The 15,594-nt window shown below is 54.5% G+C and carries 15 protein-coding genes; 14 read left to right on the forward strand and 1 reads right to left on the reverse strand.

From position 1 onward, the window contains the following. The 12 genes from gyrB to WFP70_RS23655 all read left to right on the forward strand — a co-directional run bounded on the left by gyrB (position 1) and on the right by WFP70_RS23655 (position 14,418). A complete protein-coding gene (gene gyrB, locus WFP70_RS23600; protein ID WP_337024573.1) occupies positions 1-2,409 on the forward strand; it encodes a DNA topoisomerase (ATP-hydrolyzing) subunit B in 2,409 nt (802 codons plus the stop codon). A gap of 199 nt (positions 2,410-2,608) precedes the next feature. Beyond that, complete coding sequence (locus WFP70_RS23605) at positions 2,609-3,805, forward strand: PfkB family carbohydrate kinase (RefSeq protein ID WP_182056766.1); 1,197 nt, start codon at positions 2,609-2,611, stop codon at positions 3,803-3,805. Positions 3,806-3,849: 44 nt separating this feature from the next. After that, entirely contained in the window at positions 3,850-4,773 is a 924-nt protein-coding gene (locus tag WFP70_RS23610; RefSeq protein ID WP_160869108.1) for a dihydrodipicolinate synthase family protein, read from the forward strand. A gap of 72 nt (positions 4,774-4,845) precedes the next feature. Continuing rightward, a complete protein-coding gene (locus tag WFP70_RS23615) occupies positions 4,846-5,340 on the forward strand; it encodes a YhcH/YjgK/YiaL family protein (protein ID WP_058961706.1) in 495 nt (164 codons plus the stop codon). Next, positions 5,337-6,626 carry an MFS transporter gene (locus tag WFP70_RS23620; protein ID WP_058961707.1) on the forward strand — a complete coding sequence of 430 codons (1,290 nt, stop codon included), beginning with the start codon at positions 5,337-5,339 and terminating at the stop codon, positions 6,624-6,626. The genes WFP70_RS23615 and WFP70_RS23620 overlap by 4 nt, the downstream gene beginning before the upstream one ends. Before the next feature lie 88 nt (positions 6,627-6,714). Next, the gene (gene yidA, locus WFP70_RS23625) at positions 6,715-7,524 is read left to right on the forward strand and encodes a sugar-phosphatase (RefSeq protein WP_034830000.1); all 810 of its coding nucleotides are present in this window, start codon (positions 6,715-6,717) and stop codon (positions 7,522-7,524) included. A gap of 453 nt (positions 7,525-7,977) precedes the next feature. Next, positions 7,978-8,676 (forward strand): FadR/GntR family transcriptional regulator, encoded by a 699-nt coding sequence (locus WFP70_RS23630; RefSeq protein ID WP_034829999.1) that lies wholly within the window; start codon positions 7,978-7,980, stop codon positions 8,674-8,676. Next, positions 8,673-9,548, forward strand: a complete 876-nt coding sequence (locus tag WFP70_RS23635; protein ID WP_337024574.1) for a 2-dehydro-3-deoxygalactonokinase — start codon at positions 8,673-8,675, stop codon at positions 9,546-9,548. The genes WFP70_RS23630 and WFP70_RS23635 overlap by 4 nt, the downstream gene beginning before the upstream one ends. Then, positions 9,532-10,149, forward strand: a complete 618-nt coding sequence (locus WFP70_RS23640) for a 2-dehydro-3-deoxy-6-phosphogalactonate aldolase (protein WP_045833469.1) — start codon at positions 9,532-9,534, stop codon at positions 10,147-10,149. Before WFP70_RS23635 ends, WFP70_RS23640 begins: the two co-directional genes overlap by 17 nt. Then, positions 10,146-11,294, forward strand: a complete 1,149-nt coding sequence (gene dgoD / locus WFP70_RS23645) for a galactonate dehydratase (RefSeq protein ID WP_337024575.1) — start codon at positions 10,146-10,148, stop codon at positions 11,292-11,294. Before WFP70_RS23640 ends, dgoD begins: the two co-directional genes overlap by 4 nt. 297 nt (positions 11,295-11,591) lie before the next feature. Further along, complete coding sequence (locus WFP70_RS23650) at positions 11,592-12,884, forward strand: MFS transporter (protein WP_034829994.1); 1,293 nt, start codon at positions 11,592-11,594, stop codon at positions 12,882-12,884. A gap of 271 nt (positions 12,885-13,155) precedes the next feature. Beyond that, a complete protein-coding gene (locus WFP70_RS23655; RefSeq protein ID WP_337024576.1) occupies positions 13,156-14,418 on the forward strand; it encodes a DUF3748 domain-containing protein in 1,263 nt (420 codons plus the stop codon). Here WFP70_RS23655 and WFP70_RS23660 read toward each other — a convergent pair. Beyond that, complete coding sequence (locus WFP70_RS23660; protein ID WP_034829992.1) at positions 14,396-14,743, reverse strand: YceK/YidQ family lipoprotein; 348 nt, start codon at positions 14,741-14,743, stop codon at positions 14,396-14,398. The two genes, WFP70_RS23655 and WFP70_RS23660, sit on opposite strands and share 23 nt — an antisense overlap. Here WFP70_RS23660 and WFP70_RS23665 point away from each other — a divergent pair. Both WFP70_RS23665 and ibpA read left to right on the forward strand, forming a co-directional pair. After that, complete coding sequence (locus WFP70_RS23665) at positions 14,664-15,029, forward strand: hypothetical protein (RefSeq protein WP_337024577.1); 366 nt, start codon at positions 14,664-14,666, stop codon at positions 15,027-15,029. The two genes, WFP70_RS23660 and WFP70_RS23665, sit on opposite strands and share 80 nt — an antisense overlap. Further along, positions 15,022-15,438: a small heat shock chaperone IbpA gene (ibpA, locus tag WFP70_RS23670; RefSeq protein WP_034830093.1), complete on the forward strand. Its 417-nt coding sequence runs from the start codon at positions 15,022-15,024 to the stop codon at positions 15,436-15,438. Before WFP70_RS23665 ends, ibpA begins: the two co-directional genes overlap by 8 nt. Positions 15,439-15,594 lie beyond the last annotated feature (156 nt).

Here is a 15,594-nt window from a genome sequence, read left to right on the forward strand (position 1 = left end):
ATGTCGAATTCTTATGACTCCTCAAGTATCAAAGTCCTTAAAGGGCTTGATGCGGTACGCAAACGCCCGGGTATGTATATCGGTGATACCGATGACGGCACCGGTCTGCATCACATGGTATTCGAGGTCGTGGATAACGCAATCGACGAAGCGCTCGCGGGTCACTGTAGTGACATCGTCGTCACCATCCATGCGGACAATTCTGTGTCTGTTCAGGATGATGGCCGTGGTATTCCGACCGGCATTCACCCGGAAGAGGGTGTGTCTGCGGCAGAAGTGATCATGACCGTGCTGCACGCCGGCGGTAAATTCGACGATAACTCGTATAAAGTGTCCGGTGGTCTGCACGGCGTGGGCGTGTCAGTGGTTAACGCCCTGTCGCAGAAGCTGGAACTGACCATTCGCCGCGAAGGTAAAGTGCATCAGCAGATTTATCAGCACGGTGTGCCGCAGGCACCGCTGGCGGTATCTGGTGATACTGAAACCACCGGTACACGCGTCCGTTTCTGGCCGAGCTACGAAACCTTCACCAATGTAGTGGAGTTCGAGTATGACATTTTGGCGAAACGCCTGCGTGAACTCTCCTTCCTGAACTCGGGTGTTTCTATCCGTCTGGAAGACAAGCGTGACGGCAAGAGTGACCACTTCCACTACGAAGGCGGCATCAAGGCGTTTGTTGAGTACCTCAACAAGAACAAAACCCCGATTCACCCAACCGTGTTCTATTTCTCTAACGAGAAAGACGGTATTGGTGTGGAAGTCGCGCTGCAGTGGAACGATGGTTTCCAGGAAAACATCTACTGCTTCACCAACAACATTCCACAGCGCGATGGCGGTACGCACCTTGCGGGCTTCCGTGCGGCAATGACGCGTACGCTGAACGCTTATATGGACAAAGAAGGCTACAGCAAAAAAGCCAAAGTCAGCGCTACTGGTGATGATGCGCGTGAAGGCCTGATTGCTGTGGTCTCGGTGAAAGTGCCGGATCCAAAGTTCTCCTCACAGACCAAAGACAAACTGGTCTCTTCTGAGGTGAAATCCGCGGTTGAGCAGCAGATGAACGAACTGCTGAGCGAATACCTGCTGGAAAACCCGTCAGACGCGAAAATCGTGGTTGGCAAAATTATCGATGCCGCGCGTGCACGTGAAGCGGCGCGCCGCGCCCGTGAAATGACCCGTCGTAAAGGCGCGCTGGACTTGGCGGGTCTGCCGGGCAAGCTGGCTGATTGCCAGGAACGTGACCCTGCGCTGTCTGAAATTTACCTTGTGGAAGGGGACTCAGCGGGCGGCTCTGCCAAGCAGGGACGTAACCGTAAGAACCAGGCGATCCTGCCGCTGAAAGGTAAAATCCTCAACGTGGAGAAAGCGCGTTTCGACAAGATGCTATCCTCTCAGGAAGTGGCGACGCTGATCACCGCACTCGGCTGTGGTATTGGTCGCGACGAATACAACCCGGATAAACTGCGTTATCACAGCATCATCATCATGACCGATGCCGACGTCGATGGCTCGCACATCCGTACGCTGCTGTTGACCTTCTTCTATCGTCAGATGCCGGAAATCGTCGAGCGTGGTCATGTTTATATTGCTCAGCCGCCACTGTACAAAGTGAAGAAAGGCAAGCAGGAACAATACATTAAAGATGACGAAGCGATGGATCAGTACCAGATCGCTATCGCACTGGATGGCGCAACACTGCACACCAACGCCAGCGCACCGGCTCTCGGCGGCCAGCCGCTGGAAAATCTGGTGGGTGATTTCAACAGCACCGAGCGCATGATCAAACGTATGGAACGTCGCTTCCCAACGGCAATGCTGCGTGGCCTGATCTACCATCCAACCCTCAGCGATCTCAGCAATGAAGCCGCAGTTAAAGGCTGGATTGAAGGTTTAGTCGCATACCTGAGCGAGCGCGAAGCGCACGGCAGCAGCTATATGGCGCACGTACGCACCAACAGCGAACTGAACGTGTTCGAACCGGTATTGCGTGTGCGTACGCACGGCGTTGATACCGACTATCCGATGGACAGCGAGTTCATTGATGGACCGGAATACCGTAAAATTTGTGGTCTGGGCGAGCAGCTGCGCGGCCTGATTGAAGAAGATGCGTTTATCGAACGTGGCGATCGCCGTCAGCCAGTGACCAGCTTCGAGCAGGCAATTGAGTGGCTGGTGAAAGAGTCGCGCCGTGGTCTGTCAGTCCAGCGCTATAAAGGTCTGGGCGAGATGAACCCAGAGCAGCTGTGGGAAACTACCATGGATCCAGACAGCCGCCGCATGCTGCGCGTCACCATCAAAGACGCCATCGCGGCTGACCAGCTGTTCACCACGCTGATGGGCGATGCGGTTGAACCGCGCCGCGCCTTCATCGAAGAGAACGCGCTGAAAGCCGCTAACATCGATATCTGATTTGTCACATCAACCCTTCCCTATCGGGAAGGGTTTTTTATTCCCCCTATTTTGTTATCCGCCTGACAATCTTCTTTTTCCTTGAAAAACATCTGCATTCGCTTTTGTTTGCTTCCGTTTTTTCCCGAGTGCTGAGATCCGCATCACTTTCATAAATAGTCGTCTCCCTTACGCTTGCGAGCGAAACGGAGGGAAACGCATGTTTTTGGAAGAACGACGTAGCCAGATTTTGCAATGGCTGGATGAGCACGAACGGGTCACGGTTAATGGACTGGCAAGCCAGTTAGGCGTGACACGAGAAACCATTCGTACCGATCTCAGTGCACTGGCACAGCAGGGCTTAGTGCAGCGCTGCTATGGTGGAGCGATTGCGTTACGCCGCAATTTGCAGGAAAAGCTCATCAGCGAAAGCGGCAACTTTGAGGTGTTGCTACAACGCCTGCAGTCACGTAAAGGCCAGATAAAGTCATCCGGTAAGCAGGGGAAAGTCTGCATTCTTGGTGCTTTTAACGTCGATATCGTGGCGAAAGTGGCGCAGTTTCCGCAAAGTGGCGAATCACTGATGGCGTTAGGCAGCACGCTGGGGCCTGGCGGTAAAGGCGCCAATCAGGCGATGGCCGCTAGCTGTGCGGGTACGCGCGTCCATTTTGTGGCCAAAGTCGGTACCGATCAATTCAGCCAGTTTGCGTTCGATCATCTCTCCGCTTCCGACATTCACTCCTTTCGTCTCTATCAGACCGATACCGAACCCACGGGCAGCGCCATCATTTATGTCTCGCAAGAAAATGGCGAGAACATGATTGCCATCTATTCGGGTGCCAACAAAACCATTACCGACGAAGAGATTGCTGAACTCACGCATGAATTAACCGATGCGGATGTGATGCTACTGCAGTTGGAAAACAACTTTGAAGCTACCCGCAGCGCCATCCGTCTCGCACACACCATGGGCGTGCGCGTCATTATGAACCCTGCGCCATTTTCCCCTGACGTGGTGAGCTGCCTGCCGATGATTGATGTACTCACGCCGAATGAAACCGAAGCTTCGCGTCTGTCTGGCATTGAAATCCATGATGTCCCCAGCGCACGCGCGGCTGCTCAGGCCATTGTCGCACTGGGCGCGCGGAGGGTGATCATCACCATGGGATCGCGCGGTGCACTGCTGTTTGATAACCAACAATTTCACCATATTCCGGCATTTCCTGCGCTCAGCGTGGATACCACGGGCGCGGGCGATGCCTTCAACGGCGCGTTGGCGGCGGCACTCGCTCAGGGCCAAAGCTTGCTGCAAGCGGCGACCTGGGCCTCTGCTTTTGCTTCGCTCGCTGTTGAACGAGAAGGGGCAAGCAACATGCCCGATCGTCAGCAGGTGCTGACCCGACTTCAACAACGATAAACCAGATAACTAATCACAGCGGCCTTTCGCTGGCAGGAGAGATGATGAAAAAGATTGAAGGCATTGTACCGGTCATGCTGACCCCGTTTACCCCAGATAACCAGATTGATTATCCCGGCCTGGAAAAGCTAATTAGCTGGTACTTAAAAGAGGGCGTGGATGCGCTATTCGCGGTGTGCCAGTCGAGTGAGATGCAGTATCTCAGCCTTGAGGAGCGAGTAGAACTGGCTCGCTTTGTGGTACAGAAAGTAGAAGGCCGTGTGCCCGTTATCGCCTCAGGCCATATCAGTGATGATCTGGCAGAGCAAACTAAAGAGCTGCAGGCTATGGCCAATACCGGGATTGATGCTTTGGTCCTGGTGACCAACCACCTCGATCCTCAAAATCAGGGCAGCGAAGCATTCTATACCCATCTCAATCATCTGTTGGAATCGTTACCCGCAGACATGCCATTGGGGCTTTATGAGTGCCCGGCGCCATATCGTCGACTGTTGAGTGATGAAGAGTTCAGTTTCTGCGCCAATAGTGGCCGTTTTGTGGTGCTGAAAGATGTGAGCTGCGATCTGCCAACTGTTGAGCGCCGCGTCAAACTGGCTCAGGGCACGCCACTAGCCATTATCAATGCGAATGCCGCGATTGCCTGGCCGGCGATGCAAGCGGGATCCAAAGGTTTCAGCGGTGTGTTCACCAACTTCCATCCGGGCTTGTATCACTGGCTTTATCACCATGGCGCACAGCAGCCGGAAAAAGCCCATGAACTGTCGCTGTTCCTGTCGCTGAGCGCTGTGACTGAAACGCTCGGCTATCCAAAAAACGCCAAGATTTATCACCAGCGACTGGGCACGTTCTCCAGTGAGCACTGCCGGGTGAACAAAGACAACGTGCTGGAAAAATTCTGGGGATTGAGCGTGCTGCTCGATCAAATCCGTGATGGCAGTGCGTTGTGGCAGCCACGTGTAGCCAAATAACACCTCTCAGGGAGGATGCTTATCCTCCCGCTGTACCTGAACCCTCTAACGATAACGACACGGGAAGACATCATGATTGTATGCGATCGACTGGACTGGACGCGCGAGCGCCACGCTTTTCATCCCATAGTTGACCAGGCTATTCGCTGGATTGCGGATACCGATTTCAGCCAGCTGGAAGCAGGGAAATACGATTTACTGCCCAACAACCAGATGTTCTGTCTGGTGCAGGAAATGGAGACCGAGCCGGCGAGTGCGCGCCGTGCGGAGTCGCACTTTAACTATGTTGATATTCAATATTTACTGGAAGGACGTGAAAATATCGGCGTGGCGCGTGCGCATCCGCAGCATGTCATTACTGAAGATCTGCGCAATGAACGAGATGTGGTGTTTTATCAGGACACCATCAATGAATCGATGATTACTTTAACGCCGGGCCAATTCGCGCTGTTTTTCCCGCACGATGTGCATCGCCCATGCTGTGCCGCGCCCGAAGTACAGCGCATTCGCAAAGCAGTGATTAAAATCCATCTCGACCTGTTTACTGCACCGCAGGAGGCGTCATGAAACCTTCTGCGCATACCTTATCTGATGCGACCATTACCCAGCCGACAACCATAGGTAAACTGCGCTGGGGCATCGTCCTCCTTCTGTTGTTGGCAGCGGTGGTTAACTATCTTGATCGCGCCAACCTGAGCATTGCCAACACCACCATTGCCGCTGAATTTGGTTTCTCTCAAACGGAAATGGGCTTGTTACTTTCCGCGTTCCTCTGGCCTTATGCGCTGGCGAATTTACCCGCTGGCTGGCTGGTGGATAAGTTTGGCCCGAAGAAAATGTTTTCATGGGCGCTTGGCTTATGGTCCACGTTTACTGTGCTGGCGGCGTTTGTGAACAGCTACAGCTTCTTCTATGGCTTACGCATGATGTTAGGGATCGCCGAATCGCCGTTTTTCACTTCGGGCATTAAGATCACCCATCGCTGGTTTGGTGATAACGAGCGAGGCTTACCCACGGCGATCATCAATACCGGTTCGCAAATCGCAAATGCGATTGCCCCTCCGATTCTGACCGTACTGTTGCTGACATTCGGCTGGCGCGGCATGTTTGTCGCCATTGGCTTAATGGGGATCCCATTACTGCTGGCGTGGTGGAAGTTTTATCGTGATCCAGAAGCGCGTGAAGATGCTTTGCTGCATGCCGGGCAGCGCAGTGTCGCTGCACCAGAAGAGAAGGCACAAGCCAGTTGGGGCGCACTGTTCCGCCATAGCACCACCTGGTTTATGGTGATCGGCAACTTCTCCATCATGTTCACTATTTGGGTCTATCTCACCTGGCTGCCCGGCTATCTGGAAAAATCCCTGGGTTTCAGTCTCAAAGCCACTGGTTGGATCGCCTCGATTCCATTCTTCGCCGGCATTTTAGGCGTGCTGGTGGGCGGTATGCTGTCCGATCGATTAGTGCGTCGCGGTGTGCGGGCCATCACCGCGCGTAAAGTTCCGATTGTGACTGGCGCAGCATTGGCCGCCTGCTTCGTGGCACCGATCCCCTTCGTGGATAGTACGCCACTGGCAATTGGCCTGCTGGCCATGGGCTACTTCTGTTCGCAGATGCCACAAGGGGCACTTTGGACGCTGGCCAGTGATATTGCACCAAAATCTCAGGTGGCTTCCCTTGGTGCGATTCAGAACTTTGGTGGCTTCCTCGGCGCAGCAATGGCACCCATTGTCACGGGCATCATCCTGGATACTACCGGCAAATTTACCAACGTGTTCTTGCTGGGAGCGGGCTTGCTAATGCTGGGTGCGCTGAGCTATGGCTTGTTTGTCCGCAAGCCGCTGACCGCAAAATAGCCTGAAGTGCCGTCCGTTGCCGATTAACTGGTCAATGTGAGCTGAATCGCGCTAGCATTAAACAAACTCTGACTTAACCGAGGATGTTATGGCGATAAAATTGATTGCGATCGATATGGACGGCACGCTGCTCAACCCGCAGCACGAAGTGACGGCGGCGGTGAAATCGGCGATTGGTCGTGCGCGTGATAAAGGCGTATCCATTGTGCTGGCGACTGGTCGTCCGTTGGTCGGCATTGAGCGCTATCTGATGGAACTCGATATGCAGCAGCCCGGCCAGTATTGCATCAGTAACAACGGTGCGCTGGTGCACAGCGCGGATAGCGGCGATGTGGTGGCAGAAAAAACGCTGAGCTTTGATGACTATCTTTATCTGGAACAGCTGGCGCGCGACCTCGGCGTGCATTTCCAGGCATTCGACAAATCTTTCCTCTACACGCCAAATAAAGACATCAGCGAATATACCATCCATGAAGCCAGCCTGACCGGCATTCCGGTTCGCTACCGCGCGGTAGAAGAGATGGACCCGGCCACTCGCTTCCCGAAACTGATGATGATCGACAAGCCACATTTGCTGGATAAAGCGATTGCTGGCCTGCCTGCGCGTGCCCGTGACAGCTACACCATCCTGAAAAGTGCGCCGTACTACCTCGAAATTCTCAATCCACTGGTCAACAAAGGCTACGGCGTGAAAATGCTGGCGGACAAACTCGGCCTGCAGCAGTCGGAAGTGATGGCGATTGGTGATCAGGAAAACGACCTGGCGATGATTGAGTACGCGGGAACCGGCGTGGCGATGGGTAATGCCATTGATTCAGTCAAAAACATTGCGCAGTTCGTGACCAAAACCAATATGGAAGATGGCGTCGCGCATGCCATTGAAGAGCTGGTGCTGTAATCCTTTCTTTTGCGGGCAGCGTGCTGCTGTCCGCCTCTCTGAATTCATTCTGCAAATGTCCATCGGTCGCCATCAATGCCGACACGACGAATGATCGTTACGGTTTCCGTGAAGCAGCTATTCATACTTCATAAATGATGAACCCGCGAACGATCAGTCCCGTTTCCACCCGGAGCGCATTGCTTCACCATGAATGATCACCCAACGAGCGAGCTTCTAAGTTTCTGCCTGGGGCACACTGATCCGTCATAAGTGATGCCCTAACTCACACTCAGCTCGATTTAATCGGGTGCACATTTATGCGTCGATGAATTGTCTATTATGTGATCCAGATTGTAGTACAACTAACTTAGTTAGTACTACAATATGCGTCGTGACGTGAGGTGTCTGTTAGTTTTCACGCGTCGAAAGCAGTAATCTGATGGGCTACCGTCTTTCACTGAATGGAACATCATGACGCAAGAACAATTAAGCAAAACCGAGCGCATCATCCTGACGCTGGGTGAAGAAATTGTAGCAGGGAAGTATGTGCCGGGCGCCGCGTTGCCAGCCGAAGCAGAGTTGTGTGAACGGTTTGGCACCTCGCGAAACATCATCCGCGAAGTATTTCGCTCGCTGATGGCAAAGCGGTTGATGGAGATGAAGCGTTATCGTGGGGCCTTTGTCACCCCGCGCAATCAGTGGAATTACCTCGACAGCGATGTCCTGCAATGGGCACTGGCGCACGATCAAGATCCCAGGCTGATTGCCGCCATGAGTGAAGTGCGCGTGCTGGTGGAGCCGCAGATTGCGCGCTGGTCGGCGGAACGCGCGACCTCCAACGATTTGGCGGCGATTGAGCAGGCTTATAACGACATGGTTGCCCATCATCTCGATCGGGAAGCATTCAATGAGGCGGATATCCGCTACCACGAAGCGGTGCTGGCTTCGGTGCACAATCCGGTATTGCAGCAGCTTAATGTGGCGATCAGCCAGTTACAGAAAGCGGTGTTTGCGAAAACCTACATGGCGGATTCCGGCAACATGCCGCGCACCTTAGCCGAACACAAGGCGCTGTTTGATGCCATCCGACATCAGGATGGTGATGCGGCGGAGCAGGCGGCAAAAGCGATGATCGCCAGCTCCACCGCCCGACTCAAGGAGATTATGTGACCAGCTATATCGCGATTGATTGGGGCTCAACCAATCTGCGTGCCTGGCATTATCAGCAGGGTAACTGCGTTGATGAGCGCCGGTCAGAAGCGGGCGTCACGCGTCTTGGCGGACGCACGCCTGCAGAGGTCTTTGCCAGTGTGACAGACGGCTGGCCAGTGAATGATGTGCCGGTGGTGATGGCGGGCATGGTCGGTAGCAATGCAGGCTGGCTTACGGTGCCTTATCTGGCCTGTCCTGTGGCGTTGGATCAACTCAGCAGCCGCCTGACCTGCGTTGAAGATAAAGCGTGGATCGTGCCGGGATTGAGCGTCGAACGTGCTGACAACTACAACGTGATGCGCGGTGAAGAGACACAGTTGCTAGGTGCCTTCGCGCTGCAACCCGCTATGCAGTATGTGATGCCTGGCACGCATGCCAAATGGGTGCAGGTGGAGCAGCAGCGTGTGCAGGACTTTCGCACGGTGATGACGGGTGAACTGCATCATCTGCTGCTGAAACAGTCGCTAATCGGTGCGGGTTTACCCGAACAGGAAGAGAATGCCGCCGCTTTCCGTGAGGGCTTAGCGGTCGGCAGCCACGACGCATCGATCCTTTCCCGGCTGTTCGAAGTGCGTGCTTCTCGTGTATTGGGCGCACGCGATCGCCGCCATATCAGCGATTTCCTATCCGGCCTGCTGATTGGTCATGAAGTGGCGCTGATGACGGAACACGCGGATCGCCGCCAACCGATCATCATTATTGCTGGAAATGCGCTGGCGCAGCGTTATCAGCAGGCGCTGCAATTTATCGGCATGGATTCAGTCACCCTGGAAGGCGACCGCGCGTTCCAGCATGGAATAAGGAGTATTGCAGATGACCTGGCACACTAAATTGCCATTGATCGCCATCCTGCGTGGCATCACGCCAGACGAGGCCGAAGCGCACGTGGGTGCCCTAATCGAAGCGGGTTTCGATGCCATTGAGATCCCGCTGAATTCCCCGGAATGGGCCAAAAGCATCGGCGCGATGGTGCAGACTTTCGGCGATAAAGCGCTGATCGGTGCGGGCACCGTGTTGCATCCGGCGCAGGTCGATGAACTGGCCACGCTTAACAGCAAGCTGGTGGTGACGCCGAATACCGATGCGGCAGTCATCCGTCAGGCCGTGGCGAAAGGGATGATTGTTGCAGCGGGTTGCGCCACCGCCACCGAAGCCTTCACCGCACTGCAAGCGGGCGCCCAGGCGCTGAAAATCTTCCCATCGTCGGCGTTTGGTCCGGGCTACATCAAGGCCTTGAAAGCGGTGCTGCCGCCGGAAGTGCCGGTGTTTGCGGTGGGCGGCGTGACGCCAGAAAATCTGCATGAATTTTTGGCCGCGGGCTGCATTGGCGCAGGTTTGGGCAGCGATCTCTATCGCGCTGGCCAGCCGCTGTCGCGCACTGTGGAGAAAGCTCGCGCATTTATTGCTGCTTATAAGGATGCTGTACGATGAAAATTACCAAACTGACCACTTATCGCCTGCCGCCGCGCTGGATGTTCCTGAAAATCGAAACCGACGAAGGCATCGTTGGCTGGGGCGAACCGGTGATTGAAGGGCGCGCGCGCAGCGTCGAAGCGGCTGTGCATGAGCTGTCGGAATATCTGATTGGTCAGGACCCGGCACGCATCAACGATTTGTGGCAGGTGATGTATCGCGGTGGATTCTATCGCGGTGGTCCGATTTTGATGAGTGCCATCGCCGGTATCGATCAGGCATTGTGGGATATCAAAGGTAAAGCGCTGGGTGTGCCGGTGTATCAGCTGCTTGGTGGTCTGGTGCGTGACAGCATCAAAGCTTACAGCTGGGTGGGGGGCGATCGTCCGGAAGAAGTGGTCGACGGCATCAAGAAACTGCGCAAGATTGGCTTCGACACCTTCAAGCTGAATGGATGCGAAGAGATGGGCATTATCGACAACTCGCGCAAAGTGGATGCAGCGGTGAATACCGTGGCACAGATTCGTGAAGCCTTTGGCAAAGAGATTGAGTTCGGCCTCGATTTCCATGGCCGCGTCAGTGCGCCAATGGCGAAAGTGCTGATCAAAGAGCTGGGGCCGTATCGTCCGCTGTTTATTGAAGAGCCAGTGCTGGCGGAGCAGGCGGAATATTATCCGCGTCTGGCGGCGCAAACCCATATTCCGATTGCGGCAGGCGAACGTATGTTCTCGCGCTTCGAGTTCAAACGCGTGCTGGAAGCGGGTGGCCTGGCGATTCTGCAACCGGATCTGTCGCATGCGGGCGGTATCACCGAGTGCTACAAAATTGCCGCGATGGCAGAGTCTTACGATGTAGCGCTGGCACCACACTGTCCGCTCGGCCCAATCGCGCTGGCTGCCTGCCTGCATGTCGATTTCGTTTCACGCAACGCGGTGTTCCAGGAGCAAAGCATGGGCATTCACTATAATCAGGGTGCTGAACTGCTGGATTACGTTATCAATAAAGATGATTTCAAAATGGATGATGGTCACTTCTATCCACTGAATAAACCGGGTCTCGGCGTGGAAATTAACGAAGAGCTGGTGATTGAAAGAAGTAAGAATGCACCAGACTGGCGTAATCCATTATGGCGTTTCCCAGACGGAACGGTCGCTGAGTGGTAATACTCGTCATAATTTAAGCGACAGATGCGCTGGCTGTGCTTACTCACCTTAAGTAAGCTCTTGGGAGTGTATTCCCATGCCACCATTCTGCACGTCGAATTATTTAGGGTATAAGAATTTATAAAATCTTTTAGATAAAGATATGCCGGTGAAATAAGGCATAGGGCCTCGCTCAGCCTTTTTCCCGGCAAATGACATTTACCGCCTGTGCGGTTTTACCTTCACTATCCTTACCCTGCATTTGTAGCGGCGGGCATCGTCACGCCTGAACTACAAATATGATTATGGAGACACACCATGGATCTCTCTGCTGTTCAGGCCAAACCCACCCGGCGTCGTTATATTACGCTGCTGATGATCTTTATTACGGTGGTGATTTGCTATGTCGACCGCGCTAATTTAGCGGTGGCCTCTGCGCATATTCAGGAAGAGTTCGGCATCAGTAAAGCGGAGATGGGATATGTCTTCTCTGCCTTTGCCTGGTTATATACGCTATGCCAGATTCCCGGCGGCTGGTTCCTCGATCGCGTCGGTTCCCGCCTGACCTATTTTATTGCCATCTTCGGCTGGTCGGTCGCCACGTTATTCCAGGGTTTTGCCAGCGGATTATTATCGCTGATTGGCTTGCGTGCCATCACCGGCATCTTTGAAGCACCCGCGTTCCCGACCAACAATCGTCTGGTCACCAGCTGGTTCCCGGAGCAGGAGCGTGCCTCTGCCGTGGGTTTTTATACCTCGGGTCAGTTTGTCGGTCTCGCTTTTCTCACACCGTTGCTGATCTGGATTCAGGAACTGTTGAGCTGGCACTGGGTGTTCATCATCACAGGCGGCATCGGCATCATCTGGTCGCTGGTGTGGATCAAGTTCTATCAAGCCCCAAGCCAGAGCAAAGGCATCAACCAGGCGGAACTGGACTATATCCGTGAAGGGGGGGCGATGGTGGACGGCGATGCACCCGCGGCGAAAAAAACGCGCACCAAACTCACTGCCGCCGACTGGAAACTGGTGTTCCATCGCAAGCTGTGCGGCGTGTACCTTGGGCAGTTCGCTGTTACCTCTACGCTGTGGTTCTTCCTGACCTGGTTCCCGAACTATCTGACGCAGGAAAAACACATCTCCGCGCTGACAGCAGGCTTTATGACCACCGTGCCGTTCCTCGCCGCCTTCTTTGGTGTGATTCTTTCTGGCATCGTGGCCGATCGTCTGGTGCGCAGCGGGCGTTCCCTTGGTTTTGCGCGTAAGACGCCGATTATCTGTGGATTGCTGATCTCTACGTGCATCATGGGTGCCAACTACACCAACGATCCGGTGTGGATTATGACGCTGATGGCCATCGCGTTCTTCGGCAACGGCTTCGCCTCTATTACCTGGTCGCTGGTGTCGTCGCTGGCGCCGGTTCGCCTGATCGGTTTAACCGGTGGAATGTTTAACTTTATCGGTGGATTGGGCGGCATCACGGTACCGCTGGTGGTGGGCTATCTGGCACAGGATTACGGCTTTGCCCCGGCGCTGGTGTATATCTCCGCCGTGGCATTGGTTGGTGCGCTCTCCTATATCCTGCTGGTGGGGGATGTGAAGCGCGTAGGATGATCGATACCGCGCGATAAATGACGCCGCTACAACGCCCTGCGATGCGTAGCGGCGCCATTCATTGCGTGTCTGTTCACGATTTATCACGCAATCTGTCAGCCATTCATTGCGCGATCTGTTCATGATTTTTGCGCAATCTATCACTCATTCCTGACGTGATCGATTCGTATTGAATTGCGCCAACTGTTCGCAAATTATTGCGCTGTGACTGCTGCACCTCACCCCATAATCGCGTACTTTGTTCGGCAACTGTTGGATGTAAGGTTGCCTCATGTCAGAAAAACAACTCACCTTTGCACAGCGTCATCATCAGCTCACCAATATCAACGTCTGGACCGCGGACAGCCAGTGGCTGGCGTTTGATGTTCGTCCGTCGGGCGCATCCTTTACCAGTCTGACCATCGAACGCGTCAACGTCGCGAGCGGTGCGGTCGAGGTGCTGTATCAGGCACGCGACGGTGCGCATGTCGGCGTGGTGACCGTCAGCCCGGATCTGCCGCCGCGCTATGTGTGCATTCATGGCCCTGAGCATCCCGATGGACACTGGCATTATGATTTCCATCATCGTCGCGGCGTCATTGTGCAGCAGGGCAATGCGGAAAATCTCGATGCCTGTGACATTACCGCACCTTATACGCCCGGCGCATTGCGCGGCGGCTCGCATGTGCATGTATTCAGTCCAGACGGATCGCGCCTCAGCTATACCTATAACGACCATGTGATGCATGAAAAAGATGCGCGTGAGGATCTGCGTAATGTCGGTGTAGCCGTACCGCTGCATCCAGTGTGTCCGCCGAAACAGCATCCCCGTGAATACGATGGCAGCCATTACTGCGTGCTGGTGAGCCAAACCACGCGCGATCCCCAGTCGGGCAGCGATCAGATTGACCGCGCTTATGAAGAGGGCTGGATTGGCGAGCGCGGATATCAAAAACCAGATGGCAGCTGGCAGCGCTGGGCGCTGGCGTTTATCGGCGACACGCGTGCTGCCAACGGCGATAAAGTGCCGGAAGTGTTTGTAGTGGATTTGCCCGAGGCGCTGAGTGATTACGCCAAACCCGGTGCATCACCGTTACAGGGCACGGCGGATAAACTGCCTGCACCGCCTGCCGGTGTGCAGCAACGCCGCATCACGCAAAGTAAAGGGTTAGCATTGCAGCCACGTCACTGGCTGCGCGCGTCGCCGGACGGCAGCACCATCGCCTTCCTGATGGCGGATGAGCAGGGCGTTGTACAGCTGTGGTGTGTGTCGCCTAACGGTGGTCCACCGCGTCAAATCACGCGGCTCAGCAGCACTATTCAGTCAGCATTCAGCTGGCAGCCGTCAGGCGAGGCGATCGCCTTTATTTGCGATAACAGCGTGATGCGCTGTGATGTGGCGACCGGGCACGTCACGCGCTTAACCAAACGCAGCGAGCAGCCGCCTTCCGGTGATGCGGTAGTGTGGTCACCGGACGGCAAACAGATCGCTTACATGCGGGAAATTGAGGGCTGGCGCCAGCTGTTCTGCGTCAGTGCGACGTCGAAGGCATAGCGGCGGCAGTCGCCAGGCTGGCGTCAGTGCCAGCCAATTTTTCACTTTGCAGCACACGGTCATGCGCCGAATCTTTGTCAGTGCGGAAGTAATCCCACGGCAACAGAATCGTATCCAGTACGGCGGAGAAGGGCAGATCGATCACCGCCAGCGGCTTTATCGCCCAGCTGGTATTGTCATCGGCAATCATATCTGCGCTGGCGCGAGTGCCGGGATAATAACCCTGGCTGGCGCCAGTGTGAGACATGACGCTGGAGCAACCCGAAGTAGTCAAAACGCCGCAGACCAGCAGGCCGGTGAGCGGAAAGCTTTTCATCATTTTCATTTCATCATCCCTACAGCCATCACTTCTGGCTGGAGTGTGTCTCCTGCTGCAGCAAAGCTCTGTGGCGATGTCATGCAATGCAGGCGAAGAATTTCTGAGTGTATGCTATTTCGTCAAAATTGCTGTAAAAAAATACGCCATTGCCCTTGAAAGCGATCAAAGCGCACCCATTTTTACTGCACGGTCGCGTTGCTGTTGCCGACAGGGGCAGCAGCGGGCCGCACAACCTGTCCATGGTGGAAGGTTGCCAAAACTTGCTGATTTTCAGGAGTCTTTTTATGCGTAACTTTGATCTCACTCCGCTTTATCGTTCTGCTATTGGTTTCGACCGTCTGTTTAGTCTGCTTGAGTCCAATCAGAATCAGGCCAATGGTGGCTATCCTCCGTACAACGTTGAGCTGGTGGATGAAAACCACTATCGCATCACCATTGCCGTTGCGGGCTTTGCCCAGAGCGAGTTAGATATTACCTCACACGACAATGTGCTGATTATTCGCGGTGCGCACCCCGAAGAGCAACCGGAGCGCAAATACCTGTATCAGGGTATCGCCGAACGTAACTTTGAGCGTAAATTCCAGCTGGCCGATCACATCGTGGTGCGCGATGCGCGTCTCGAACTGGGCCTGCTGAGCATCGATCTGGAACGCATCGTTCCTGAAGAAGCGAAACCGCGTCGCATTGAAATCCTGAATTAAGGATATTGTGTTGAGAAGAAAACGCCGCAGAAATGCGTAATGCCGATCAGTTAAGACAAAAATGATCGGTTGAACGATCCGGCAGTTCTGCAAGAATCCGTAATCTCTCAGGGATTACGGATTTTTTTATGCTTCTCAGTCAGGCTCTCGATATCG

Origin of the sequence: Pantoea sp. USMM079, assembly GCF_037153115.1 — a bacterium.
Classification (GTDB): Bacteria; Pseudomonadota; Gammaproteobacteria; order Enterobacterales; family Enterobacteriaceae; genus Pantoea; species Pantoea communis.

What these genes read in the sequence shown, in the direction of transcription:
- WFP70_RS23615 (WP_058961706.1), top strand. Translation starts at nt 4,846, where the DNA reads ATGATTGTATGCGATCGACTGGACTGGACGCGCGAGCGCCACGCTTTT.
- WFP70_RS23650 (WP_034829994.1), top strand. Translation starts at nt 11,592, where the DNA reads ATGGATCTCTCTGCTGTTCAGGCCAAACCCACCCGGCGTCGTTATATT.
- gyrB (WP_337024573.1), top strand. Translation starts at nt 1, where the DNA reads ATGTCGAATTCTTATGACTCCTCAAGTATCAAAGTCCTTAAAGGGCTT.
- ibpA (WP_034830093.1), top strand. Translation starts at nt 15,022, where the DNA reads ATGCGTAACTTTGATCTCACTCCGCTTTATCGTTCTGCTATTGGTTTC.
- WFP70_RS23655 (WP_337024576.1), top strand. Translation starts at nt 13,156, where the DNA reads ATGTCAGAAAAACAACTCACCTTTGCACAGCGTCATCATCAGCTCACC.
- WFP70_RS23640 (WP_045833469.1), top strand. Translation starts at nt 9,532, where the DNA reads ATGACCTGGCACACTAAATTGCCATTGATCGCCATCCTGCGTGGCATC.
- WFP70_RS23665 (WP_337024577.1), top strand. Translation starts at nt 14,664, where the DNA reads ATGACGCTGGAGCAACCCGAAGTAGTCAAAACGCCGCAGACCAGCAGG.
- yidA (WP_034830000.1), top strand. Translation starts at nt 6,715, where the DNA reads ATGGCGATAAAATTGATTGCGATCGATATGGACGGCACGCTGCTCAAC.
- WFP70_RS23605 (WP_182056766.1), top strand. Translation starts at nt 2,609, where the DNA reads ATGTTTTTGGAAGAACGACGTAGCCAGATTTTGCAATGGCTGGATGAG.
- WFP70_RS23660 (WP_034829992.1), bottom strand. Translation starts at nt 14,743, where the DNA reads ATGAAAATGATGAAAAGCTTTCCGCTCACCGGCCTGCTGGTCTGCGGC.
- WFP70_RS23630 (WP_034829999.1), top strand. Translation starts at nt 7,978, where the DNA reads ATGACGCAAGAACAATTAAGCAAAACCGAGCGCATCATCCTGACGCTG.
- WFP70_RS23620 (WP_058961707.1), top strand. Translation starts at nt 5,337, where the DNA reads ATGAAACCTTCTGCGCATACCTTATCTGATGCGACCATTACCCAGCCG.
- WFP70_RS23610 (WP_160869108.1), top strand. Translation starts at nt 3,850, where the DNA reads ATGAAAAAGATTGAAGGCATTGTACCGGTCATGCTGACCCCGTTTACC.
- dgoD (WP_337024575.1), top strand. Translation starts at nt 10,146, where the DNA reads ATGAAAATTACCAAACTGACCACTTATCGCCTGCCGCCGCGCTGGATG.